Source organism: Mycobacterium sp. URHB0044 (genome assembly GCF_000620625.1).
Classification (GTDB): domain Bacteria; phylum Actinomycetota; class Actinomycetes; order Mycobacteriales; family Mycobacteriaceae; genus Mycobacterium.
On the sequence record NZ_JIAW01000031.1, the window covers coordinates 14404 to 36721 of the forward strand.

Here is a 22318-nt window from a genome sequence, read left to right on the forward strand (position 1 = left end):
CCGGGGCCGATGGTCGGGGGCTGTCAGACGGTGGTCATAGGCTTACCCCGTGAGCGATGACGCGGCTGATCTGGAGGCACCGGTCCGGCGTCCGGCGTTGTCACCATCGCGCGCCAGCGACTTCAAGCAGTGCCCGCTGCTCTACCGGTTCCGGGCCATCGACCGGCTGCCCGAGCCGGCGTCGACGGCGCAGGTGCGTGGTTCCGTCGTCCACGCGGCACTCGAGCAGTTGTACGCGCTGCCCGCCGCCAGCCGCAGCCCGGAGACCGCGATGACGCTGGTGGGGCCGGCGTGGGAACGGGTGGTCAACGAGAAACCCGGTCTCGCCAGTGAATTCGAGCCGGAGCTGCAGGCCGAACTGCTCGACGAGGCCAGGAAGCTGCTGACGGGTTACTACCGACTGGAGGACCCGAGGCGGTTCGACCCGCAGAGCTGCGAGCAGCGTGTCGAGGTCGAGCTGTCCGACGGCACGCTGTTGCGCGGCTTCGTCGACCGGATCGACGTGGCACCAACGGGCGAACTCCGGGTCGTGGACTACAAGACGGGCAAGGCGCCACCGGTAGCACGTGAACTGGCAGAGGCGAAGGCCATGTTCCAGATGAAGTTCTACGCCGTGGCGCTCCTGCGGTCCCGCGAGGTGTTGCCTGCCCGGCTGCGGCTGTTGTACCTGGCCGACGGTCAGGTGCTCGACTACACACCCGACCTCGATGAGCTGCTGCGCTTCGAGAAGACGCTGATGGCGATGTGGCGGGCCATTCAGGCGGCAGGAGCGACCGGCGACTTTCGTCCGAAGCCGTCCCGCTTGTGCGACTGGTGCGCCCATCACGAACACTGCCCCGTCTTCGGTGGCACGCCGCCGCCGTACCCGGGATGGCCGCAGGCCACGGAGCCGGCCGCGTGACCGACTGCCACTACCGCCGTTTGCCCGCCGATGGGCCGGTTCAGGTGTTCGACTCCACCAAGGGCACCGCCAGCAATTGGGACTCCGAGATCCAGCACGGTTCACCGCCGTTGGCGCTGATGACCAAGGCCATCGAGGAGCTGGCGGCCGATCAGCCCAACATGCGCGTCGGCCGGCTGATATTGGACATCCTGGGCGCCATTCCGGTTGCGCCGGTGAAGGTTAGGTCATGGGTCGAGCGGCCCGGTGCCCGGATCTCGCTCATGATGGCCGAGATGCTCGCGACTCGTCCGGACGGCACCGACCGCGCGGTGGCACGCGTCAGCGCTTGGCTGCTGGCCACCAGCGACACCTCCGATGCCGTGACCGACCGCCACGCCCCACTCGTCGAAGGCGACACCGTGCCGAAGGCCCACAGCTGGATGGACGCGCCGGGCTACCTGGATACCGTCAGCTGGCGCAAGCAGGCGACCCCGCCGGGCGAGCCTGCCGTGGTCTGGCTCAGCCCTCTCGTCCATCTGGTCGACGACGAGCCTCTCACCGACCTGCAGCGGTTGGCCATGGTGGTCGACTGCGCGAACGGCGTGGGCGCGGCACTGGATCCGGCTGACTTCGTGTTCATGAACACGGACACCTCGGTGCACCTGCATCGGGCGCCGTCGGGCAACGACTTCGCGTTGCGCGCCCGTGCGTCGATCGGGCCGGACGGCATCGGCGTCACCACTGCGGACATCTTCGACCGCGACGGCTACATCGGTACGTCGGCGCAGACGCTGCTGGTCCAAAGGCGGTGAGCTCGGCTGACGCGGTGGTCGATCAGTTCGATCTGATCTGGGCGCTGGCGGACTTGCACCTGACTGCGCTGACTGAGGACGACTTCCTTTGGGAGCCAGCGGAAGTCAGCTGGTCGGTGCGCCCGGACGCCATGGGCGTGTGGCGACCGGACTGGTCGGATGCCGAGCCTGATCCCATTCCCGTACCGACCATCGGATGGCTCAGCTGGCACATCGACTGGTGGTGGTCGACGGCCCTGGATCATCTGGACGGGCGGCCGCCCCGCGCCCGCGAGGACGTCGTGTGGCCCGGCACTGGCGAGCAGGCAGTGGCACGGCTTCACGAACTGGCGGCGCAGTGGCGACGAGCGCTCACCGGGCTCATCGCGGACGACCTGCAGCGACCGTCATCGTTCCCGTGGCCGCCAGATGCGGGCCGCACGGTCGAGGACACCGCACTGTGGGTGAACGTCGAACTGACCAAGAACGTTTCGGAGATCGGCCAGCTGCGTTTGATTCGGGCAGCGTCACCTCTATAGCCTTGCGTCTATATAGACGATATGCGATATTGGTGTCGTGGACGTGTTCGAGGCAGTGGCTGAAGCGAGTAGGCGCGCACTGCTGGACGCACTCACCGAAGGCGAGCGCACGGCGGGTGAACTGGTCGCCACGCTGCCTGGCCTGACCCAGCCGACCGTGTCGCGGCATCTGCGGGTGCTTCGCGAAGTCGGCCTGGTGGAGGTCCGGCCCGACGCGCAGCGCCGCATCTACGCACTGCGCGCCGACGGTCTTGCCGAGATGGACGAATGGATCTCCCGATACCGCCGCTACTGGACCGGCCATCTCGACGCACTCGAACGACATCTGAACTCAACACGTGAGGAGACGAAATGACCGGCCGCGAAGGGCAACTCACCATCGAGGGCGATCGCGCGGTGCTGCGCTTCGAACGGCGCCTTCCCCATCCGGTCGAGGCGGTATGGGCGGCGATCACCGAACCCGCCCAGCGTGACCTGTGGATGGGCAAGTCGTCGGTCGAACCCCGCGAGGGTGGCGCCATCGAGACGGTGGCGTGGGGCCCACCGTTGCCACCGGATCAAAAGCGGATGACGGGCCGGATCCTGGTCTGGGACCCACCGCACGTGCTCGAACACGAATGGCATCAACCGATCGTCGAACCCGGCGTGGTCCGCTACGAACTGCAACCCGACGGCGACTCGGGCACGCTGCTGCGCTTCACGCACCGCGGGCTCGGCGTCCCCAACGCCACCGGATTCCGCCCGGGCACACAGGCCTTCCTCGACCGCCTCGAAGCCCATCTCGCCGGCGACGCACTACCCAACTGGGTCGAGCGCTACCGCGAGATCTCCGGCGTATCACCGGTCGACCGATGACCGCCGTCGCGATCGCCTACCACTCCGGCTTCGGCCACACGTCCACGCTCGCACGCGCGGTGGCAGCCGGAGCACGAAAGGGTGGGGTACGGGTCAGCTTGATCGCCGTGGACGCGATGACGGAGGCGGACTGGGACGTACTCGACGCGGCCGACGGCATCATCTTCGGCAGTGCCACGTACATGGGCAACGTGTCCGCGGGCTTTCAGGCCTTCGCCGAGAAGACGGGGCGACGTTGCCTCAACGGGTCTTGGCGGGACAAGGTGGCCGCCGGCTTCACCAACTCCGGGGCCAAGAGCGGCGACAAGTTCGCGTCGCTGATGTCGCTTGCGGTGTTCGCCGCCCAACACCACATGCACTGGGTCAACCTCGGCCTCGGCGCGGGATGGAACAGTGCGGAGGGCAGCGAGCACGACCTGAACCGGCTCGGGTTCTGGTTGGGCGCGGGCACGGCGACGGACGTGGACGTCAACCCAGACGAGGTGCACCCCGCGGACGTCCGAACCTGCGAGCACCTCGGTCACCGGGTGGCGGTGGTCACCCACCAGATGGTCGCCGGACGTGCTGCGGTGCAAGCTAATTCAGCGGCTTCATCTCTTGCAACATCGTCGGGACCAACTCACTGACCGTGGGGTGGATGTGCATGGTGCGCGAGATGGCCGTGTAGGGCTTCTTGGCCGTCATGATGTCGAGGATGGCGTGTACCACCTCGTCGCCACCGACGCCGAGGATGGCGGCGCCGAGGATCTCCTCGGTGTCGGCGTCGACGACCACCTTCATGAACCCCTGGCTCTCACCCTTCTCCATGGCCCGACCAACGCGGGTCATCGGTCGCTTGCCCACCAAGGCCCTTCGGCCGGACTTGCGCACCTGGTCGACGGTCATGCCCGCGCGGCCCAACGGTGGATCGATGTACAACGCGTAGGTGGTCACGCGGTCGCTGACCCGGCGCGGGTCGTCGTCGAGCAGGTTCGCTGCCACGATCTCGAAGTCGTTGTAGGAGGTGTGCGTGAAGGCGCCCTTGCCGTTGCAGTCCCCCATCGCCCAGATGTGTTCGACGTTGGTCCGCAACTGGTCGTCGACCTCGACGTAGCCGCGCGCGTCGGTTGCGACGCCCGCGGCCTCCAGACCGAGGTCGTCGGTGTTGGGTTGGCGTCCCGTCGCGACGAGTAGGTGCGTGCCGGACAACGGTTCGGCGCCATCGCGGGGATACAGCTCGAAACCGTTGTCTTGCTTGACGATCCGCATCGCCGTGGCGTCCAGGTGGATGTCGATGCCCTCGTCCTCGAGGATCTCCTTGATGGCGTCGGACACGTCCTCGTCCTCCCGGGCGGTCAGCCGCGGCCCCTTCTCCACGACACTGACGTGCGCGCCGAAGCGGCGGTACATCTGCGCGAACTCGAGCCCGATGTAGCTGCCGCCGACGATCACCAGGTGCTCGGGCAGAACGTCGAGATCAAGGATGCCAACGTTGGTCAGGAAGTCGACGTCGGAAAGGCCGGGAATGTCCGGCACGACGGCGCGCCCGCCGACATTGAGGAAGATCCTATCGGCCACCAGGTCCTCGTCGCCGACGCGGATCGTGTGCGCGTCGACGAAGCGGGCATGGCCGCGGATGAGAGTGGCTCCCTCCATCCCCTCGAGCCACGACTCCAGACCGTGCCGGTCGTCGGAACTTATCTTGTCCTTGCGCGCCTTGACCTTTGCGATGTCGACCGTGACGTCGGCGACGCCATCGCCCACACTGAAGCCATACTCGGCTCCGCGCCGGGCCACGTGCGCGGCGTAGGCACTGGCCACCAACGTCTTGGTCGGAATGCAGCCGGAGTTGACGCACGTTCCGCCGACCAGCTTGCGTTCGATGACCGCTACGGTCTGGCCTGCGGCCGTGAGCCGTCCGGCCAGCGGTGGGCCTGCCTGGCCGGCGCCGACGATGATGGCGTCGAAATGTCTTGTCACCGTGGATGGCTCAGATGACGGTGGCCAGCGCGACGACGGCGAAGCCGCCCAGCACTGCGATGGCGTCCTCGGTCAGCGCGATCGGCAGGTCGTGACCGGTCTTGGCGACCAGACGGCTGCGGGCCTGAAACCCGCCCATGGTGCCGAGCACCGCACCGACGATGCCGGCACCAAGCGAGCTGAACGTGTGGTGCCAACCCGCGCCGATCACGGCACCGGCGAACGCACCGGTGACGAGCCGCGAGATGAACTGCGGCGGAACAGTGCGGCTGGGAGTCGACGGCAACTGGTCGGTGACCAACTCCACCACCAGCAGGATGGTCAGGATGGTGACCGTGATCGGGTGACCGACCCACTGTGCCCACGTGCCGTCGACGGGAAGCCAATTCAGCGCAGCGCCCCACGCGACGACCGCCGGCGGCGTGAGGGCGCGCAATCCCGCCACGACACCGATGAGTAGGGCAAGGAGGATTACGAGCACTTGCGTCATGGCAGGAAGTTAGCACCGAACCGGGTCAGAAGCGGCAGAACCTGATGTCGGACGCCAGGATTGCCTTGGCGCCAATGGCGGCCAGCTCGTCCATGAGCGCGTTGACGTCCCGGCGGGGCACCAGTGCCCGCACGGCAACCCACTCGGGGTCGGCCAGCGGCGCGATCGTCGGCGACTCCAGGCCGGGCGTGACCTCGGTGGCCCGGTCGAGTACTGAACGCGGACAGTCGTAGTCGAGCATCAGGTACTGCTGGCCGAACACGACGCCCTGCACCCTCGCGGTGAGCTGGTCGCGAGCTGCGGCACTCTCCGGCGCTGCGTCGGTGCGCTCGATCAGTACCGCCTCCGAATCACAAAGCGGCTCACCGAATGCCGCCAGATCGTGCAGGCCCAGCGTGCGACCCGAACCCACGACGTCGGCGATCGCGTCCGCGACACCGAGTTGCACCGAGATCTCCACGGCTCCGTCAAGCCGGATCACCGTCGCGTCGATTCCCCGGCCCGCCAAATCCTTTCGGACCAGATTCGGAAACGCAGTGGCGATGCGCTTGCCCGCGAGATCGTCGACCGTCCACGGCCGGTCCGACGGTGCGGCGTAGCGGAAGGTGGAGCCACCGAAGCCCAGGGCCAAACGCTCCCGAATGGGGGCATCGGACTCGGCTGCCAGGTCCCGGCCGGTGATGCCCAAGTCGAGCTGACCAGAACCCACGTAGATGGCGATGTCCTTGGGGCGGAGGAAGAAGAACTCGACGTTGTTGATCCGGTCGATGACCGTCAGGTCCTTCTGGTCGCTGCGGCGCCGGTAGCCGGCCTCCGACAGGATTTCCGCGGCCGGCTCGCTCAAGGTTCCCTTGTTGGGGACGGCGACCCGCAGCATCCCGTTCCCGTTCATAGCTTCGCGTAGACGTCGTCGAGGGACAGCCCGCGCGAGATCATCAGCACTTGCGTCCAGTACAGCAGTTGGCTGATCTCGCCGGCGAGGGCGTCATCGCCTTCGTGTTCGGCGGCCAGCCACACCTCGCCTGCCTCCTCGAGGATCTTCTTGCCCAGTCCGTGTACGCCTCGGTCGAGCGCCGCGACCGTGCCGCTGCCGGCAGGCCGGGTGCGTGCACGCTCGCTGAGTTCGGCGAACAAGGCATCGAAGGTCTTCACGGCACGCGATTGTTCCACGCGCACTACGGCAAAGTCACGGCGGTTTCGTCGCCACGCCGGCCTATCCCCCCGCAGCACCACTCGCCGTGGCGGGTTTGTCGACGTGCAGCACCTCGGCGTGCATGTCCTCCAGCGACACGCCCTTGGTCTCCATGACCCACTTCCAGACGAACAGGCCCGACAGCACCGCGCACACACCGTAGAACCCGTATGCCAGGCCCAGGTGTTCACGCAGGCCGGGGAACGTGACGGTGATCAGCCAGTTGGCCGCCCACTGCCCGGCAGCGGCGATGCCCAGCGCGGCCGCCCGGATGCGGTTGGGGAACATCTCGCCCAGCAGCACCCAGACCACCGGACCCCAGGACATGCCGAACGCCACGACGAAGAGATTCGCCGCGATCAACGCGATCACACCGGAGGCTCCTGGCAGGGTAGGCACCAACTCGCCCGCCGCGTTGGGCGCCAGTTCCGAGTTGGCGAAGATGACCGCCATCGTGAGCAGCGTCACGGCCATCCCCGACGATCCGATGAGCAGCAGCGGCTTGCGGCCGATCTTGTCGATCAACGCGATGGCGATCAGGGTGGTCAGGACGTTGATGACCGACGTGATCACGGTGTAGACGGCCGACTCGTTCTCGCTGAATCCGACTGCCTGCCACAGCACGTTCGAGTAGTAGAAGATGACGTTGATGCCGACGAATTGCTGGAAGATCGACAGTCCGAGGCCGACCCACACGATGCCGTAGAGGCCTCCGGTGGGTTTGCGCAGATCCCGCCACGACGGCTTGTCCTCGCGCTCGAGCGTCTCCCGAATGCGGGTGATGGTGATTTCCAGGTTCTTGGCACCGAGCAGCATGCTGAGCACTCGCCGGGCCTCGGGAATCTTGTGGCTGGCAACGAGATACCGCGGTGACTCGGGAATCGTGAAGGCCAATCCGCCGTAGAGCAGCGCAGGCAGCGCCATCACGAGGAACATCCAGCGCCAGGCGTCCAAGCCGAGCCACAGTTGTTCGTTGGGGCCTCCGGCTGCCCACTGCAGCAGCCAGTTCACGGCGAAGGAGAGGAAGATGCCGGACACGATCGCGAGCTGCTGCAGCGAGCCCAGTCGGCCGCGGATTCCTGGCGGCGACGTTTCTGCGATGTAGGCAGGCGCGATCACCGATGCGACGCCGACGCCGATGCCGCCGACGATGCGGAAGACGACCACCGTTGCGACGTTGGGGGCCAGGGCCGTACCGAACGCGCTGACCAGAAAGAACGCCGCCGCGATCTTCATCACGGAGATACGACCGATCTTGTCGGCGATGCGGCCTGCGCTCATGGCGCCCGCCGCGGCACCCAGGAGCGCCGAGGCCACCGCGAAGCCGAGCTCTGCGTCGCCGATGCCGAAGTCCTGCTGAATCGAATCCACAGCACCGTTGATGACGGCACTGTCGTAGCCGAACAGGAGGCCACCGAGAGCCGCGACGGAGGCGATCCGAATGGCAGTACGCCCCGACGAGAATTCCTCGTCCGCGATCGGCAATTCGCCGCCTGCCGAGGGCCCGCCCTGACCAGCCATGGCTGTTCCTTCCCGAAAAGCGATGAGTGATGTCCGTCACACCACAATTGCACAATCGCCGAGGAGATATAGCCGTATCCGGAGCGCCGGAAACCCGCTGTCAGGCTGTCTGTTCGCCGCGTTCGTCGGCCATGGCGGCGAAGATCGCCCGAAGATCGTCGACGTCGAGTTCGCTCAGCGAATTCGCGTGCCTGCGGCGCGGGCCGTCGGGCACCACAACGTCATTCGGTATCACCAGAACGGGACAGCCGGCCGCCTCGGCCGACGCCGTGCCGGTGACGGAGTCCTCGATCGCAAGACATTGCGACGGATCGAATCCCAGCAACTCCGCGGCACGCGCGTACGGGTCGGGTGCGGGTTTCGGGTGCACCACCTCGTCCCCGCACACTGTCACCGAGAAGTAATGGTGGCCAATGCTCTTCAGTGCGCGCTCGGCGAGCTCCCGCCGGGTGTTGGTCACCAGCGCCAGCGGAACGCCTGCCGCGGTGAGCCGCTCCAGCAGCTCGCGGGCACCCGGCTGCCAAGGCAGTCCGGCCTCGAACAGGTCACCGGTGTGAGCGTGCAGCCAGTCCGCCGATTCGGCCATTGCCTCGGGGTCCTGCTCCAGCCCCAGATCGGAGTAGACGATCTGCATCACGCTGTCCGACGAACCGCCGACCGTCGACTCCCGCACCTCTTGGGAGAGCACGCCGCCGAGGCGCCCGTACAGGGCGTGCATCGAGACGTCCCAGAGCTTTTCGGAGTCGACCAGGGTGCCGTCCATGTCCCACAGCACCGCTCGCATGCGTTGATTCTGGCACGGTCGGGGGGCCGCAGTCACATAGGCGTGGCGTCGGTGCGCGCGGCTAGGTTGGCGACATGACCATTCTCGTGACCGGCGCCACTGGAAACATCGGACGCCGCATCGTCGATCACCTGATCCACCTGGGAGCCAACGACATCCGTGCCCTGACGGCGAATCCCGCCAAGGCGAACCTGCCCGACGGTGTGAATGTCGTCACCGGTTACCTCGGCAACCCGGAGTCACTGCCTGCGGCGCTGGACGGCGTGGAGGCGATGTACCTGGCACCGCTTCCTGCGACGCTGAGCGTCACCCTGGAACTCGCCAAGGAAGCGAACGTGCAGTACGTCGTCGCGTTGTCGGGTGGAGCGCACTGGCAGGAGCATGCTGACGCCATCACGGCGTCGGGCCTGGTCAATACCCAACTCGGGCCGGGCGAGTTCGCCGACAACTTCACCATCTGGGCCGAGCAGATCAAGGCCACCCGCACCGTCCGCGATCCGTATCCGACGGTGCTCGAGGCACCGATCTCGATGGACGACATCGCACGAGTGGCCGCGACGCTGTTGGCCAAGCCCGACTCGTCGCACCACGGCCGGATGTATTCGATCACCGGCCCCGAGGCGCTGAGCCGGGTCGCGATCGCCGAACGGATCGGCGTCGGCATCGGGGTGGACGTGACGTTCGAGCAGTGCACCCGCGCCGAGGCCGAAGCGCTGTTGCAGCCCGCCATGGGTGACTACGCGAGTTGGTATCTCGACCAGGTGCAGGCGGGCGTCGACGCCCCGCAGCAGGCCAACCACCTGGTCGCCGAGCTGACCGGTACGCCGGCCCAGTCGATCGCCGAGTGGGCCGCTGCGAATGCCGAGGCGTTCCGCTGACTCGCGGAATGGCTTGGGGCCGTTGATATTCGGGCGCTCCCCCGTAGTGCTCAGTCCTCCGGGTTGTAGCCGAGGTTGGGCGCCAGCCAGCGCTCGGCTTCGGCCAGGGTCCAGCCCTTGCGCTTCGCGTAATCGGCAACCTGGTCCTGGGCTATCCGGCCGACCACGAAGTACTGCGACTGCGGATGCGAGAAGTACCAGCCGCTGACGGCAGCGCCGGGCCACATCGCCATCGACTCGGTCAGCTCGATGCCGGTGCGCTCCTTGACGTCCATCAGCTCCCAAAGCGTCGCCTTCTCGGTGTGCTCCGGGCAAGCGGGGTAGCCAGGAGCGGGCCGGATGCCGCGGTACTTCTCACCGATGAGCGCCTCGTTGTCCAGTTGCTCGTCGGGCTGATATCCCCAGAATTCCTTGCGGACTCGCTGGTGCATCCGTTCGGCGAACGCCTCCGCCAACCGGTCGGCGAGCGACTCCAGCAGGATTGCGTTGTAGTCGTCGTGGGCCGCCTTGAACTCGACGATCTTGTCCTGGCTGCCGAGCCCGGCCGTGACGGCAAACGCGCCGACGTAGTCCTCCAGGCCCGTTTCCTTTGGGGCGACGAAGTCACCCAGTGACCGGTTCGGGATGCCGTCGCGGTGCTCGCCCTGCTGGCGCAGGTTGCGCAACGTGGTCAGCACCTCGGTACGGGTCTCGTCGGTGTAGACCTCGATGTCGTCACCGACCGCGTTCGCCGGGAAGAATCCGATCACGCCGTTGGCGGTCAGCCACTTCTCTTTGATCAGGGTGTCGAGCATCTCCTGGGCGTCCTCGTACAACTTGCGGGCGGTCTCACCCGACACCGGGTTGTTGAGGATGTCGGGGAAGCGTCCCTTCATCTCCCAGGCGTTGAAGAACGGCTGCCAGTCGATGTACTCGCGCAGCTCGGCGATGTCGTAGTCCTCGAACTCCCGCACGCCCAGACCCTGTGCTGGCACCGGCGGCGCGTAGCCGTCCCACTCGATCGGCGTCCGGTTGGCGCGGGCCTTCTCGAGCGTCAGCATCGGCCGCTCGTTCTTCTGGGCGTGCCGTTCGCGCAGCGATGCGTAGTCCTTCTCGGTGGCCTCCAGCAGGGCCGGCCGCTGCTTGTCGTCGAGCAGCGCGGCCGCGACCGGCACCGAGCGGGACGCGTCCTTGACCCAGACCACCGGACCGCTGCGACGCGGCGCCACCTTGACGGCCGTGTGCGCACGCGAGGTGGTCGCGCCGCCGATCAACAGCGGAATCTGCAGCCCCTGCCGCTCCATCTCGACCGCAAAGTTGACCATCTCGTCCAGCGACGGGGTGATCAGGCCGGACAGCCCGATGATGTCGGCCTCGTGCTCCTTGGCCGCATCCAGGATCTTCTGAGCGGGCACCATCACACCGAGGTCGATGACCTCGAAGTTGTTGCACTGCAGGACGACCCCGACGATGTTCTTGCCGATGTCGTGGACGTCGCCCTTGACGGTCGCCATGATGATCGTGCCGTTGGTGTCCTTCGAGCCGGTGGTGCCCAACTCCGCCTTCTCCGCCTCGATGTACGGCAGCAGATACGCCACGGCCTTCTTCATCACCCGCGCCGACTTCACGACCTGCGGCAGGAACATCTTGCCCGCGCCGAAGAGGTCACCGACGACGTTCATGCCGTCCATCAGCGGTCCCTCGATGACCTCGATCGGGCGACCGCCTGCAGCCTCGATCTCGGCCCGCAGTTCCTCGGTGTCGGCGTCGACGTGGGCGTCGATGCCCTTGACCAGGGCGTGGGTGATCCGCTCGCGGATCGGCAGGCTGCGCCACTCGGCCGCCTGCGGGTCATCGGGTTTCTCGGAGCTGTTGAACCGTTCGGCGATCTCCAGCAGCCGTTCGGCCGCGTCCTCGCGGCGGTTCAGGACGACGTCCTCGATGCGGTCCCGCAGTTCGGGGTCGATCGAGTCGTAGGGCACCAGTGCACCCGCGTTGACGATGCCCATGTCCAGCCCCGCCTTGATGGCGTGGAACAGGAACACCGAGTGGATCGCCTCGCGGACCGGGTTGTTGCCCCGGAACGAGAACGACACGTTCGAGATGCCGCCGGAGATGTGCACCCCTGGCAGGTTCTCCTTGATCCAGGCGCAGGCCTCGATGAAGTCGATGCCGTAGGTGGCGTGCTCCTCGATACCCGTCGCCAGCGCAAAGCAGTTCGGGTCGAAGATGATGTCCTCGGGCGGGAAGCCGACCTCTTCGGTCAGGATCCGGTAGGCGCGACCGCAGATCTCCTTGCGGCGCTCCAGGTTGTCCGCCTGGCCTTGCTCGTCAAAGGCCATCACGACGACGGCGGCGCCGTACTTGCGGCACAGCCGTGCCTCGCGGATGAACTTCTCCTCGCCCTCCTTCATGGAGATCGAGTTGACGATCGGCTTGCCCTGCACGTTCTTCAGGCCCGCCTCGATGACCTCCCACTTGGAGGAGTCGATCATCACCGGGACGCGGCTGATGTCCGGCTCGGCCGCGATCAGCTTGGTGAACCGGTCCATCGCGGCGACGCCGTCGATCATGCCCTCGTCCATGTTGATGTCGATGACCTGCGCACCGACCTCGACCTGCTGCAGGGCGACCGACAGCGCGGTGTCGTAGTCCTCGGCCTTGATCAGGTTGCGGAACCGGGCGGAGCCGGTGATGTTGGTGCGCTCACCGATGTTCACGAAGAGGGAGTCGTTGGTGATGTTGAGCGGCTCCAGGCCCGAAAGCCGGGTCGCCACCGGGATTTCCGGCAGCTCGCGCGGCGGCTTGCCCTCGACGACCTTCGCGATCTCGGCGATGTGCGGCGGCGCCGTTCCGCAGCACCCGCCGACCAGGTTGACCAAGCCGGCCTCGGCGAACTCGGCGAGGTAGCCCGCCTGCGCCTCCGGGGACTCGTCGTACTCGCCGAAGGCGTTGGGCAGGCCGGCGTTCGGGTAGCAGGAGACGAAGGTGTCCGCGATGCGCGCCACCTCGGCGATGTAGGGCCTCATCTCCGGCGCGCCGAGCGCGCAGTTGAGGCCGACCGCGAGCGGCTTCGCGTGCCGGATCGCGTTCCAGAACGCTTCGGTGACCTGACCTGACAACGTCCGACCTGACGCATCGGTGATGGTGCCCGAGATGATCAGCGGCCAGCGGCGGCCGCGCTCCTCGAACAACGTCTCGATGGCGAACACCGCCGCCTTGGCGTTCAGCGAATCGAAGATCGTCTCGACGATGAGGAGGTCGGCGCCGCCGTCGACGAGGCCGTTGGCGGCATCCAGGTAGGCGCTGACCAGCTGGTCGTAGGAGACGTTGCGGGCTCCCGGGTCGTTGACGTCCGGCGAGATCGAGGCGGTCCGCGTCGTCGGCCCCAGCGCACCGGCCACGTAGCGGGGCTTCTCCGGCGTGCTGAACTCGTCCGCGACCTTGCGGGCCAGGGCCGCGCCTGCGTAGTTCAGTTCGTAGGCCAGCTCGTGCATGCCGTAGTCCGACAGCGAAACCGCGTTCGCGTTGAACGTGTTGGTCTCCAGGATGTCGGCGCCCGCCTCGAGGTACTCGCGGTGAATGCCGGAGATGATCTGCGGTTGCGTCAGGGTGAGCAGGTCGTTGTTGCCCTGCAGAGCGGTCGGCCACTCCCTGAACCGGTCGCCGCGATAACCGGCCTCGTCCGGCCGGTCCCGCTGGATCGCCGTGCCCATCGCGCCGTCGATCACCAGGATCCGCTCGCGCAGGGCAGCCGTCAGTTCGTCGGTGCAGTCGGGGCGGATGTTCGGCTCAAACGAGCTCACGTGCACTCCTTCCATGGCGGAAGGCGTCCTTAACTCCGCCGAGCGTGGCGGCTACCCAAGTAACCGTTGCAACGCCTCTCGACCAGAAAAGTCTACGTCGTCACCCGATGGACGTCTGGACGCCAGCCTGCGGCCGACCCGCGTGGCGGTCCCCGGCCCTCGAACGACAGCCCGCGGATCGCGTCGCCAATGTATTTAACAACGTTAACGAGATTGCCGTCGAACGTATTTCGAGCGCAACAATCCCAGGAACGGGGACCCGTGTGGCGATGCCACTCGCGGGTACCACGCAGGGCTTACGCTGGCCTGGTGACAGACCTGCCCAAACTGCACGACACGATCGTCGTGGCGGCCTTCGAGGGCTGGAACGACGCTGGTGACGCCGCTAGTGACGCGCTCGAGCACCTCGACGCCATCTGGGAGGCCGAAACCATCGTCGAGATCGACGACGAGTCCTATTACGACTACCAGGTGAACCGCCCGGTGATCCGTCAGATCGACGGCGTCACCCGTGAGCTGGTGTGGCCTTCGATGCGGATATCGCACTGCCGTCCGCCCGGCAGCGACCGCGACATCGTGCTGATGCACGGCGTGGAGCCCAACATGCGCTGGCGGACGTTCTGCGCGGAGCTGCTGGCGATCGCCGACAAGCTCAGCGTGGACACCGTGGTGATTCTCGGGGCGCTGCTGGCCGACACGCCGCACACCCGGCCCGTTCCGGTCTCCGGGGCCGCGTACTCCCCCGAGTCGGCCAAGTTCTTCGGGCTGGAGCAGACCCGCTACGAGGGGCCGACGGGCATCGCAGGGGTGTTCCAGGACGCCTGCGTTGCCGCGGGCATCCCGGCGGTGACGTTCTGGGCCGCGGTCCCGCACTACGTGTCGCAGCCGCCGAACCCGAAGGCCACCGTCGCGTTGCTGCGCCGCGTCGAGGACGTGCTCGACATCGAGGTGCCGCTCGCCGATCTGCCGACCCAGGCCGAGGAGTGGGAGCAGGCGGTCACCGAGATGACGGGCGAGGACGACGAGATCGCCGAGTACGTGCAATCCCTCGAGGAACGCGGCGATGCCGAGGTCGACATGAGCGAAGCGATCGGCAAGATCGACGGCGACGCCTTGGCCGCGGAGTTCGAACGCTACCTACGCCGCAGGGGTCCCGGGTTCAGGGGCTGAAGCGGGCCGCGGCGCGTTCCGCTCGTGCGGCACCGCGTTCGAGGTAGCGGGCCTTCGATTCCTCGAACTTCGCCGCTTCGACTTCCATGCGTTCGATGAACGCCAGAAGTTCGTCGCGCGCTCGCAGCCCGTCGCCGGTGAAGTCGTCGCGTTCGAAGATCCGCCACTTGCGCAGCACCGGGAGCACGACGTCGTCCAGATGCTGGCGCAGGTCGTAGATGCCGCCGACGGCGATCTTGACGGCGTTGCGGCGGAAGTTCGGGATCGAGAAGCCCGGCATCTGGAAGTTCACCAGGATCCGGCAGATCGAGTGCATGGCTTGATCGGGCGCGATGTCCAGGGCGGCGGCGGCCACCCCGCGGTAGAAGATCATGTGCAGGTTCTCGTCGGCCGCGACGCGCCGCAACAGCTGGTCGGCGATGTGCTCGTCGCAGGCCCTTCCGGTGTTGCGGTGCGACACCCGGGTGGCCAGTTCCTGGAACGTGACGTACACCAGGGCGTCGAGCATCGACTCGGGCCGGACCGAACCCTGCCCCCGCTGGCCGGGGCTGAAGCCGGCGGTCACCTGCTCGAGCCTGGCCTGCTCCAAGGCGTACGGGTCGACGGCGCGGGTGACCACCAGGTAGTCGCGCAGCGCGATGCCGTGCCGGTTCTCCTCGACGGTCCACCGATCGACCCACGCGCCCCAGGCGTCGTCGAGGCTGAAGTGCTCGGCGATCGCCCGGTGATACGACGGCAGGTTGTCCTCGGTGAGCAGGTTGGTGATCATCGCGATCCTGGCCAACTCGGAGAGCCGGGACTGGTCCGGCGTCCAGCCGCCGTCACCGGCGCCGTAGCTGCGGCCTTCGGACCATGGCACGTAGTCGTGCGGATTCCAGTTCTTCGTCGAGACCAGATGCTGATTCATCCCCGCCTCGGCGACGGGTTCGAGCTCGCGAAGGAGCTGCAGGTCAGTCAGTGGTTTCGCCATTGAGGGCGCACGCTACAGCAGGTCGAGGCCGGAACCAGGGAGGCAGGGCTGGCTACGCCTTCACCGGCTTCGGTGCCTTCCAGTCGCCGTTGAGCGCATCGGGCTTCGGCCAGTACAGCCTCAGCACCAGCTGGAAGGGCCCCTCGGGAGCAGGCAGCCAGTTGGCCTCCCGGTCTGCGCCGGGCGACTCCTTCTGCACGTAGAGGGTGATGCCGCCGTCGGGATCCTTGATCAGGCTGGACAGCATTGGCGAGTTGATCAGGTAGCGGTTCATGGGGTTCTTGACCAGCAGGCTCTGCGGCAGCTCGTACATCGTCAGCGACCAGAACGCGTTGACCGGCGGCAGCTGACCCGACGCGAAGCGGTAGGTGTAGGTGTTGGCTCCGGTCAGCGGCTGGCCCGTGGAGTCGAACGAGGTACTGGGGTAGATGGCCTCGTCCTTGCTGTTGCCGTAGATGCCCAAGACGGCACCGGCCATCCGGTAGAGGTAGTTGCCGTTCAGATAGCGGGCGTCACCGAAGAAGTCGGCGGCGCCCACCTGCCCGGTGTCGACCTTGTCCTTCTTGAAGGCGTCGAACTCCGCCCAGGCGTCGGCCATGCCCCCTTCGACCGCGGTGCGCATCTCGGGGCTGAGCCTGTCGGCGTCGAATGAGCCGTCCGGCCCGATCCCGATGGTGGCGAACCGGTCCCGCATGGCCTTCTCCTGCGGCAGGACCGGCGCGAACCGCAGCGCGAAGTTCAGTATCTCGAAGAACTGCGGCGAGGTCTTCTGCTGGTCGGGTGTCAGCGGCGGCACGAAGTCGATGGGCGGGGCCGCGGTGGGCGCCGGCTGGTTCAGGAACACCGACAGCGGGGTGACCTGATACCCGGCCTGGATCTTCTTGACGTTGTCGATGTCGGAGGGCCCGAACAGCTGGGTGCGGTACAGCACCATGGCGAGATCGGTGTCGCTACGGATGACCTTGTCGACGCCCTCGGGCTGCGCTCCCTTCCAGTTCGGTCCTGCCAGCAGGTACTTGCCTCCGCCGTTGCCGGTGGTCCGGCTGCCGACGTAGTCCACGTTGTAGGTGTAGCCGTCGACGAACTGCAGCGAGTAGTAGCGGTCCTGTTCGATCGGCGGGACGGTGAGCACCAGTGGCTCGGCGCGCAGGTCTGCGCCAACGGCCGAATAGGGAGTGTCGGAGTTGGGCGTCTGGATCGCGGTGTCTTCGGGCGTGTAAACCCTTGACGTGTTGTGGATCTGGTTCCAACCACCCTTGTACTCCGGGTTCTCCTTGTTGACGAAGTACGCATACTGCACGCGGTAGTTGTCGACGATCGGGAAGCCGTAGACGTAGGCCTCCTTGGCGATGGCCCTGGCCTGCTCGGGTGTCACCGCCACTGGGCTCGGCGGCGGCGCGGAGCTCACCACCTCGGGCTCTCCGGCCTTGGAGCACGCGGCCAGCATCGCCGCGAGCACCACCAGGACTCCGAGCCGACGGACCATGACGTTCCCATTCCCAGAACCCATGGCCCTAGTTCTACAGCGCTACTCCGAGCAGCGCGTCGACGGCCGCCGCAACGGCGAGTGGGGCGTCGGCGTCATGGCCGCCGTACTCCAACGCATCGGTGGTCCAACCATCCAGTGCGGCAAGGGCTTTCGGGGTATCGAGATCGTCGGCAAGGTACTGCCGCACCCGCGCAATCACGTCGTCGGCGGCGGGGCCCGCGGGCAGCGCCGTCGCGGTGCGCCACCGCTCGAGACGAGTCAGTGCATCGGTCAGCACCTCGTCACTCCACGACCGGTCGGATCGGTAGTGCCCGGCGAGCAGGCCCAGCCGGATCGCGGACGGATCGACGCCGTCGGCGCGTAGCCGGGATACCAGGACGAGGTTGCCACGGCTCTTGCTCATCTTGTGGCCGTCCCAGCCGATCATGCCTGCGTGCACGTAGTGCCTGGCGAATCGGCGCTCCCCCGTGACGGATTCGGCGTGCGCGGCGGAGAATTCGTGATGCGGGAAGATCAGGTCGCTGCCACCGCCCTGGATGTCCAGGCCGGTGCCGATTCGCGTCAGCGCGATCGCCGCACACTCCACGTGCCAGCCGGGCCGGCCGGGACCGAACGGGGACGGCCAGCTGGGCTCGCCGGGCCGCTGCGCAAGCCACAGCAGCGCGTCGAGTTCGTCGCCCTTGCCGGCACGCTGCGGGTCGCCGCCGCGCTCGCCGAACAACCGCAGCATGGTCTCGCGGTCGTAGCCCGACTCATAGCCGAACTGCGGTGTGGCGTCTGCGCGGAAGTAGACGTCCGGATACTCGGCGTCGTCGATGACGTAGGCCGCGCCCGACGCCAACAGCTTCTCGACGAGTTCCACCACCTCGGCGATGGCCTCGGTGGCCGCGACGTAGTCGTGCGGAGGCAGCACCCGCAGCGCGGTCATGTCCTCACGGAAGAGTTGCGTCTCGCGGTCGCCGAGCTCGCGCCAGCCCAGCCCGTCGCGATTGGCGCGCTCGAACAGCGGGTCGTCGACGTCGGTGATGTTCTGCACGTAGTGCACGGTGTGCCCGGAGTCCAGCCACAGGCGGTGGATCAGGTCGAACGTCAGGTAGGTCGCGGCGTGCCCGAGATGCGTGGCGTCATACGGCGTGATGCCACAGACGTACATGGTGGCGGTCTCGCCCGCCGACACGGGCCGGATCTGCTGGTCGGCGCTGTCGTAGAGCCGCAACTGTGGACCGCGCCCGGAGAGCTCGGGGACTGACGGCGCCGGCCACGATTGCATGGCCTCGACTCTAGGGTGTGCGCTCAGAACGTCCTCCTGATGGTGCGTCATCCAGTCATGGGACAACGGCGAGCGCGATTACATTCCCGCCCCTTCAGTACAGCGAGCGGATGGCGCCGAGCAGCGTGTCGGACAGTTCCTGCCGGCACATCACGAAGTCGGGGAGGTACGGGTCGGGCCGGTTGTAGATCAACGGCGATCCGTCCAGGCGCGAGGCGTGCAGCCCGGCCGCCTGTACGACGGCGGATGGCGCCGCCGAATCCCATTCCCACTGCCCGCCGGCATGGACATAGGCGTCGACGTCGCCCCGCACCACGGCCATCGCCTTGGCGCCCGCCGAGCCGATACCGACCAGCTCGACGTCGAGCACGTCGCGAAGCCACCACACCACGTTCGGCGGCCGGTTGGCACTGGCCGCGATGCGGATGGGTCCCGGCGTGCGCGGCGGCGGTGGCGTGACCGTGTCGGTGCGGTACACCTCGTCGACGGCGGGTAGCCCGACGGCGGCGTCGGTGATCCCGCCGTGGACGCCGCCGCTGCGCTGCCACAGGGCGATGTGCACGGCCCAGTCGTCGTGGCCGCGCAACGAGAACTCCCGGGTGCCGTCCACCGGATCGACGATCCACACCCGGTCGGCACGCACCCGGGACAGGTCGTCGGCGGCCTCCTCGGACAACACCGCGTCGTCCGGGCGCTCTTCCTTCAGCCGGTCCAGGATCAGCGTGTTGGCCCGCCTGTCGCCGGCGTCCCCGAGGTCGTAGGGGTCGGAGTAACCGACCTCCTCGCGCACCGCCAGCAGCAACTCACCCGCTTCGCGAGCCAGCTGCGCGGCCAGCGCCGCGTCATTCAATTCTCGACGTCACTATTCGGGCGTGGCACCGGGTGCACGGACGACCATCGGCACGGCCGGGAAGTAGGCCGCCATCTCCGATCGGGCCCGGCGCAGGGCGGCCGTGCCGAAGCCGCGGTGGCGGTGTTCGGGGTGGATCCAGATCCGGACGTTGACCTCGCCGCCGACGAGTTCGCCGAACACCATGCCGACCTTCTGCGAACCCTCCTCGGCGACGAACCACACCGCCTCTTCGGCCGATACCCGCCCGACCGCGGCGTCGATCTCGTCCTCGAGGGCGCCCGCAGGCGCTCCGGAGCCGTCACCCTTTGCGCCGACGTCGCTGGTGCGGGCGGCGAAGATGTCCCGGTCGGCGTCTTGGGAGAAGATCCGCAGGCTCAGGCTGTCGCCCAAGCTGGCCGGGCGCTCCCCGAGCGTGAAGCTGAGTTGCTTGTTGAGGTCCTCGAGCTCGTCGGCGATCCTGCGTCGGGCATCACGCGTGAGCTGGGCGAACGACATGGCCATGACGGCCTCGCCGCCCAGGTGCGACGTGTCGAGCAGGGTCGAGATGGCCTTGACCGCTGCGGCCCTGTCGTCGGCCTCGACGATCACGTCGAGCACCTCGTGCCTGCGGTCGAGCGCCTTCTGCAGGGCATCGGTGATCTCGCGGCGGGCGGTGGCCCGATCGTGGTCGGTCATGACGACGAGCGTAGAACACGCCGGTTGCAGCCGAGCGGGTCCCGAGCCGTCGTCGGTCGATTCAGAATGCGGGCCACGGGATCGGACGGCGCCGGTCCGGGGTCGGCATCACCGGATTGTCCAGCAGCCCAACGGCTCTCGCGTACAGCGCGTCGACCTCTCGATCGGTGATGTGTGCACTCAGCACGTCGGCGAGGTCGTCGAGCAGCGCATCACGCAGGCAGGCGACCTGCTGCAGTGCCTCGTCGTCGACGGGCTTGCCTGCCCAGCCCCACAGCACCGTGCGCAGTTTGTCCTCGGTGTGCAGGCTGACGCCGTGGTCCACGCCGTAGACGCCGCCGTCGACGCCGTGCAGGATGTGACCGCCCTTGCGGTCGGCGTTGTTGATCAGAACGTCCAAGACAGCCATCCGGCGCAATCTGGCATCGTCGGCGTGTACCAGCGTGACCTCGTCGCCTGCATAGTCGTAGGCCTGCAGGATCGGCAGGTACCCGGGCGGGACGTGCCCCGCGGGCAGCAGGTCGACGAGGTCTGGTCCGGCCCCGGGTTCGTCGTCGTCCATGGCGTCACCGGGCTGATCGACCCACCGCTGCACCATGCCCGGCCCGGCTGGACCATCGCGAATGATGGTGTAGGGCACGATGTTCCAGCCGAGTGCCGCCGACACCAGATAGGCGCTCACTTCCCGGCCTGCCAGCGTGCCGTCGGGAAAGTCCCACAGCGGCGCCTCGCCCGCGATCGGCTTGTACACGCAGTGGGCTTCGACCTCGCCCAGTCGCGCCTCGCACAGGAAGGTGGCGTTGCTCGCGGAGCGGATGCGGCCCAGAACGGTGAGCTCGCCGCTCCGGAACACCTCCCCCTCGACGTCCCCGCCGTCAGGTTTCGTCGTCATCGTCGGCCCCACCTAGGGCGCCGCGCCGGTAGCCGTTGGTGCGCACGCAGATGTGTCCCTCCGGATCGAGCGGCTCGTCACACAGCGGGCACGGTGGACGTCCGGCGGAGATCACCCGGGTGGAACGCGTCGCGAACTCGCGGGCCGACTCCGGCGACAGGAAGACCCGCACCGCGTCCGGCCCGTCCTCGGCGTCGTCGAGCACGACGGACGCGTCGAATTCGGTCTCGGACACCGCAAGCAGTTCGACCACGACGGTCTGCGCCTCCGAATCCCAGCCCAGCCCCATGGTGCCCACCCGGAATTCGGCGTCGACGGGCGTGACGAGCGGGCTCAAGTCGCCGACGTCGTCCGTCTCGGGCGGGATCGGGGTGCCGAAGCGGCGGTTGATCTCCAGCAACAGCGCGGCGATGCGCTCGGCGAGGACGGCGACCTGCTGTTTCTCCAGCATCACGGAGACCACGCGCTTGTCGTGGACGGCTTGGAGATAGAACGTCCGGTTGCCCGGCTGCCCGACTGTCCCGGCCACGAAACGGTCGGGTGAGCGGAAGACGTGAATCGAGCGTGCCATGGCACCTTTCAAAATACCGGCATCAGCCCAGCTGGCGTAATCAGCGCGGGGCCTTGCTCAGTCGGTGGAACCGCCCACCGTGGCGTCCCCGCTCGGCTCCGGTTTGGCGAGCAGGGCAGCCGTCAGTGCGGCGCCGGTGTGGTTGACGTGCATGACGAAGGGTCGGACTGCGGTGTAGCGGATGACGCTCATCGACGCGGGATCGGCGGTGATCCGCTGAAAGGTGTCGAGGTGGGTGCCGAGGGCGTCGGCCACGATGGCCTTGATCACATCACCGTGCGTGCAGGCCACCCACAGGACGTCGGCGTCGTGTTCTGCGGCCAGGCGTCGATCGTGTTCGCGCACCGCTTCGACCGCGCGGGCCTGGACGTGGGCCAGTCCCTCGCCGTCCGGGAACACTGCGGCGCTTGGCTGCTGCTGCACCACCGCCCATAGCGGCTCCTTGACCAGTTCACCGATCTTGCGCCCGGTCCACTGGCCGTAGTCGACCTCCGACAGCCGCTCCTCGATCACCGGCTCGATGCCCAGCGCCAAGGCCAGCGGCTCGACGGTGCGCTCGCAGCGCAGCATCGGTGACCGCACGATCGCCCTGACCGGAAGCGAGCCGATGCGCTCGACGAGTCCCTTGGCCTGCTCGACGCCCTTGTCGTCGAGGTCGACGCCCTCGGATCGGCCGGCCAGCGTGTGGGCGGTGTTGGACGTGGAGCGGCCGTGGCGCAGGAGGATGACGGTCATCGGGCGGGCCTTCGGG

Annotated in this window: 23 protein-coding genes; 8 read left to right on the forward strand and 15 right to left on the reverse strand. The window is 67.5% G+C overall.

Features of this window, described 5'->3' with window-relative positions:
* The first annotated feature begins 70 nt into the window (after nucleotides 1-70).
* From N536_RS0134680 to N536_RS0134705, 6 genes are read left to right on the forward strand one after another with little or no spacing between them, the layout of a single operon-like run.
* The gene (locus tag N536_RS0134680; RefSeq protein ID WP_155948870.1) at nucleotides 71-901 is read left to right on the forward strand and encodes a RecB family exonuclease; all 831 of its coding nucleotides are present in this window, start codon (nucleotides 71-73) and stop codon (nucleotides 899-901) included.
* Nucleotides 898-1695, forward strand: coding sequence for a thioesterase family protein (locus N536_RS0134685; RefSeq protein ID WP_029117815.1), 798 nt, complete (start codon nucleotides 898-900; stop codon nucleotides 1693-1695). The genes N536_RS0134680 and N536_RS0134685 overlap by 4 nt, the downstream gene beginning before the upstream one ends.
* Nucleotides 1692-2213 carry a DinB family protein gene (locus N536_RS0134690; RefSeq protein ID WP_029117816.1) on the forward strand — a complete coding sequence of 174 codons (522 nt, stop codon included), beginning with the start codon at nucleotides 1692-1694 and terminating at the stop codon, nucleotides 2211-2213. Before N536_RS0134685 ends, N536_RS0134690 begins: the two co-directional genes overlap by 4 nt.
* A 37-nt stretch (nucleotides 2214-2250) precedes the next feature.
* Nucleotides 2251-2568: a helix-turn-helix transcriptional regulator gene (locus N536_RS0134695; protein ID WP_029117817.1), complete on the forward strand. Its 318-nt coding sequence runs from the start codon at nucleotides 2251-2253 to the stop codon at nucleotides 2566-2568.
* Nucleotides 2565-3068 carry an SRPBCC family protein gene (locus N536_RS0134700; RefSeq protein WP_029117818.1) on the forward strand — a complete coding sequence of 168 codons (504 nt, stop codon included), beginning with the start codon at nucleotides 2565-2567 and terminating at the stop codon, nucleotides 3066-3068. The genes N536_RS0134695 and N536_RS0134700 overlap by 4 nt, the downstream gene beginning before the upstream one ends.
* Nucleotides 3065-3694 (forward strand): flavodoxin family protein, encoded by a 630-nt coding sequence (locus N536_RS0134705; RefSeq protein WP_029117819.1) that lies wholly within the window; start codon nucleotides 3065-3067, stop codon nucleotides 3692-3694. Before N536_RS0134700 ends, N536_RS0134705 begins: the two co-directional genes overlap by 4 nt.
* On the opposite strand, the gene N536_RS0134710 is transcribed toward N536_RS0134705, so the two are convergent.
* The 6 genes from N536_RS0134710 to N536_RS0134735 form a co-directional block, all read right to left on the reverse strand.
* A complete protein-coding gene (locus N536_RS0134710) occupies nucleotides 3645-5027 on the reverse strand; it encodes an FAD-containing oxidoreductase (RefSeq protein ID WP_029117820.1) in 1383 nt (460 codons plus the stop codon). The genes N536_RS0134705 and N536_RS0134710 overlap by 50 nt on opposite strands.
* Nucleotides 5028-5037: 10 nt before the next feature.
* On the reverse strand, nucleotides 5038-5517 hold the full coding sequence (locus N536_RS0134715; RefSeq protein ID WP_029117821.1) for a DUF4126 family protein: 480 nt from the start codon (nucleotides 5515-5517) through the stop codon (nucleotides 5038-5040).
* A gap of 25 nt (nucleotides 5518-5542) precedes the next feature.
* Complete coding sequence (hisG, locus tag N536_RS0134720) at nucleotides 5543-6394, reverse strand: ATP phosphoribosyltransferase (protein ID WP_029117822.1); 852 nt, start codon at nucleotides 6392-6394, stop codon at nucleotides 5543-5545.
* An 11-nt stretch (nucleotides 6395-6405) separates the two neighbouring features.
* Nucleotides 6406-6687, reverse strand: coding sequence for a phosphoribosyl-ATP diphosphatase (locus N536_RS0134725; protein WP_029117823.1), 282 nt, complete (start codon nucleotides 6685-6687; stop codon nucleotides 6406-6408).
* Between the two features lie 43 nt (nucleotides 6688-6730).
* Entirely contained in the window at nucleotides 6731-8230 is a 1500-nt protein-coding gene (locus N536_RS0134730) for a sugar porter family MFS transporter (protein WP_029117824.1), read from the reverse strand.
* A gap of 100 nt (nucleotides 8231-8330) precedes the next feature.
* Nucleotides 8331-9014 (reverse strand): HAD family phosphatase, encoded by a 684-nt coding sequence (locus N536_RS0134735; protein WP_029117825.1) that lies wholly within the window; start codon nucleotides 9012-9014, stop codon nucleotides 8331-8333.
* 74 nt (nucleotides 9015-9088) lie between these two features.
* Here N536_RS0134735 and N536_RS0134740 point away from each other — a divergent pair, with 74 nt between their 5' ends.
* Nucleotides 9089-9892, forward strand: a complete 804-nt coding sequence (locus N536_RS0134740) for an NAD(P)H-binding protein (protein ID WP_029117826.1) — start codon at nucleotides 9089-9091, stop codon at nucleotides 9890-9892.
* Nucleotides 9893-9942: 50 nt separating this feature from the next.
* On the opposite strand, the gene metH is transcribed toward N536_RS0134740, so the two are convergent.
* Complete coding sequence (gene metH / locus N536_RS0134745) at nucleotides 9943-13692, reverse strand: methionine synthase (protein ID WP_029117827.1); 3750 nt, start codon at nucleotides 13690-13692, stop codon at nucleotides 9943-9945.
* A 291-nt stretch (nucleotides 13693-13983) separates the two neighbouring features.
* Here metH and N536_RS0134750 point away from each other — a divergent pair, with 291 nt between their 5' ends.
* Nucleotides 13984-14847 (forward strand): PAC2 family protein, encoded by an 864-nt coding sequence (locus N536_RS0134750; protein ID WP_036438716.1) that lies wholly within the window; start codon nucleotides 13984-13986, stop codon nucleotides 14845-14847.
* Here N536_RS0134750 and N536_RS0134755 read toward each other — a convergent pair.
* The 8 genes from N536_RS0134755 to N536_RS0134790 form a co-directional block, all read right to left on the reverse strand.
* Nucleotides 14837-15817 (reverse strand): acyl-ACP desaturase, encoded by a 981-nt coding sequence (locus tag N536_RS0134755; RefSeq protein ID WP_029117829.1) that lies wholly within the window; start codon nucleotides 15815-15817, stop codon nucleotides 14837-14839. The two genes, N536_RS0134750 and N536_RS0134755, sit on opposite strands and share 11 nt — an antisense overlap.
* Before the next feature lie 52 nt (nucleotides 15818-15869).
* Nucleotides 15870-17303: a DUF1254 domain-containing protein gene (locus N536_RS0134760; RefSeq protein WP_029117830.1), complete on the reverse strand. Its 1434-nt coding sequence runs from the start codon at nucleotides 17301-17303 to the stop codon at nucleotides 15870-15872.
* Nucleotides 17304-17337: 34 nt separating this feature from the next.
* Nucleotides 17338-18576 carry a cysteine--1-D-myo-inosityl 2-amino-2-deoxy-alpha-D-glucopyranoside ligase gene (gene mshC, locus N536_RS0134765; RefSeq protein ID WP_029117831.1) on the reverse strand — a complete coding sequence of 413 codons (1239 nt, stop codon included), beginning with the start codon at nucleotides 18574-18576 and terminating at the stop codon, nucleotides 17338-17340.
* A gap of 94 nt (nucleotides 18577-18670) precedes the next feature.
* Nucleotides 18671-19426: a 3'(2'),5'-bisphosphate nucleotidase CysQ gene (locus N536_RS0134770; RefSeq protein WP_029117832.1), complete on the reverse strand. Its 756-nt coding sequence runs from the start codon at nucleotides 19424-19426 to the stop codon at nucleotides 18671-18673.
* A gap of 12 nt (nucleotides 19427-19438) precedes the next feature.
* Nucleotides 19439-20104: a GNAT family N-acetyltransferase gene (locus N536_RS0134775; protein WP_029117833.1), complete on the reverse strand. Its 666-nt coding sequence runs from the start codon at nucleotides 20102-20104 to the stop codon at nucleotides 19439-19441.
* Nucleotides 20105-20165: 61 nt separating this feature from the next.
* The gene (locus N536_RS0134780) at nucleotides 20166-20996 is read right to left on the reverse strand and encodes an SCO1664 family protein (RefSeq protein ID WP_029117834.1); all 831 of its coding nucleotides are present in this window, start codon (nucleotides 20994-20996) and stop codon (nucleotides 20166-20168) included.
* Nucleotides 20980-21567 carry a DUF3090 domain-containing protein gene (locus tag N536_RS0134785; RefSeq protein ID WP_029117835.1) on the reverse strand — a complete coding sequence of 196 codons (588 nt, stop codon included), beginning with the start codon at nucleotides 21565-21567 and terminating at the stop codon, nucleotides 20980-20982. The genes N536_RS0134780 and N536_RS0134785 overlap by 17 nt, the downstream gene beginning before the upstream one ends.
* Before the next feature lie 57 nt (nucleotides 21568-21624).
* A complete protein-coding gene (locus tag N536_RS0134790; protein WP_029117836.1) occupies nucleotides 21625-22302 on the reverse strand; it encodes a histidine phosphatase family protein in 678 nt (225 codons plus the stop codon).
* Between the last annotated feature and the right edge of the window lie 16 nt (nucleotides 22303-22318).

What these genes read in the sequence shown, in the direction of transcription:
- N536_RS0134700 (WP_029117818.1), top strand. Translation starts at nt 2,565, where the DNA reads ATGACCGGCCGCGAAGGGCAACTCACCATCGAGGGCGATCGCGCGGTG.
- N536_RS0134705 (WP_029117819.1), top strand. Translation starts at nt 3,065, where the DNA reads ATGACCGCCGTCGCGATCGCCTACCACTCCGGCTTCGGCCACACGTCC.
- N536_RS0134715 (WP_029117821.1), bottom strand. Translation starts at nt 5,517, where the DNA reads ATGACGCAAGTGCTCGTAATCCTCCTTGCCCTACTCATCGGTGTCGTG.
- hisG (WP_029117822.1), bottom strand. Translation starts at nt 6,394, where the DNA reads ATGCTGCGGGTCGCCGTCCCCAACAAGGGAACCTTGAGCGAGCCGGCC.
- N536_RS0134730 (WP_029117824.1), bottom strand. Translation starts at nt 8,230, where the DNA reads ATGGCTGGTCAGGGCGGGCCCTCGGCAGGCGGCGAATTGCCGATCGCG.
- N536_RS0134735 (WP_029117825.1), bottom strand. Translation starts at nt 9,014, where the DNA reads ATGCGAGCGGTGCTGTGGGACATGGACGGCACCCTGGTCGACTCCGAA.
- N536_RS0134740 (WP_029117826.1), top strand. Translation starts at nt 9,089, where the DNA reads ATGACCATTCTCGTGACCGGCGCCACTGGAAACATCGGACGCCGCATC.
- metH (WP_029117827.1), bottom strand. Translation starts at nt 13,692, where the DNA reads ATGGAAGGAGTGCACGTGAGCTCGTTTGAGCCGAACATCCGCCCCGAC.
- N536_RS0134755 (WP_029117829.1), bottom strand. Translation starts at nt 15,817, where the DNA reads ATGGCGAAACCACTGACTGACCTGCAGCTCCTTCGCGAGCTCGAACCC.
- N536_RS0134760 (WP_029117830.1), bottom strand. Translation starts at nt 17,303, where the DNA reads ATGGTCCGTCGGCTCGGAGTCCTGGTGGTGCTCGCGGCGATGCTGGCC.
- mshC (WP_029117831.1), bottom strand. Translation starts at nt 18,576, where the DNA reads ATGCAATCGTGGCCGGCGCCGTCAGTCCCCGAGCTCTCCGGGCGCGGT.
- N536_RS0134775 (WP_029117833.1), bottom strand. Translation starts at nt 20,104, where the DNA reads ATGACCGACCACGATCGGGCCACCGCCCGCCGCGAGATCACCGATGCC.
- N536_RS0134780 (WP_029117834.1), bottom strand. Translation starts at nt 20,996, where the DNA reads ATGACGACGAAACCTGACGGCGGGGACGTCGAGGGGGAGGTGTTCCGG.
- N536_RS0134785 (WP_029117835.1), bottom strand. Translation starts at nt 21,567, where the DNA reads ATGGCACGCTCGATTCACGTCTTCCGCTCACCCGACCGTTTCGTGGCC.
- N536_RS0134790 (WP_029117836.1), bottom strand. Translation starts at nt 22,302, where the DNA reads ATGACCGTCATCCTCCTGCGCCACGGCCGCTCCACGTCCAACACCGCC.